This is a genomic window from Colwellia ponticola, from assembly GCF_005885605.1.
GTDB lineage: Bacteria > Pseudomonadota > Gammaproteobacteria > Enterobacterales > Alteromonadaceae > Colwellia > Colwellia ponticola.
This window is the reverse complement of record NZ_SZVP01000118.1, coordinates 1-452: the sequence shown is the minus strand read 5'-3', so window position 1 is coordinate 452 and position 452 is coordinate 1. Positions and strand designations below refer to the sequence as shown.

1 protein-coding gene is annotated in these 452 nt (G+C 38.3%); it reads right to left on the bottom strand.

The annotated features are described in order from the left end of the window. Window positions 1–452: glycoside hydrolase domain-containing protein (locus FCS21_RS17790; protein ID WP_138624508.1), on the bottom strand; the 452-nt coding region annotated here is incomplete at both ends.

The window sequence follows — 452 nt, the reverse complement described above, 5'->3', positions numbered from 1 at the left end:
ATGATTTTCCGTTTTCCCAATTTAATTGTACAGACTCAAAGATTGGAGCTGTCAAATAGTAAATCGGACTTCCAATGTTTGCCGGAGACAGCCCTATGCTTCGCATTACAAACCAAGAGGACATGGTCCCAGCATCATCATCCATGGTGCGGACATAAGCTTGAGGCTCATTTTTATAGATCCTTCCAATATAGGAATCAATTCCCTTACTATTGTCATTAAAATAAGTCTGAACCATGGTATCCAACATAATATTCCGAAATAGTTTTTGTGATTTCCAAGGTTGGGAACTTGCATTATATAATCCCGGAACTTGCAAGTCCGGCTGATTGGCATGGTTGTAATTGTCCTCGGCAAAAAATTGATCTAATTGCTTTAAAAAAGAAACTTCCCCACCAACTAATTTTTTTAGACCCATAACATCAAAAGGAACAAACCAGCGATATTGCCAA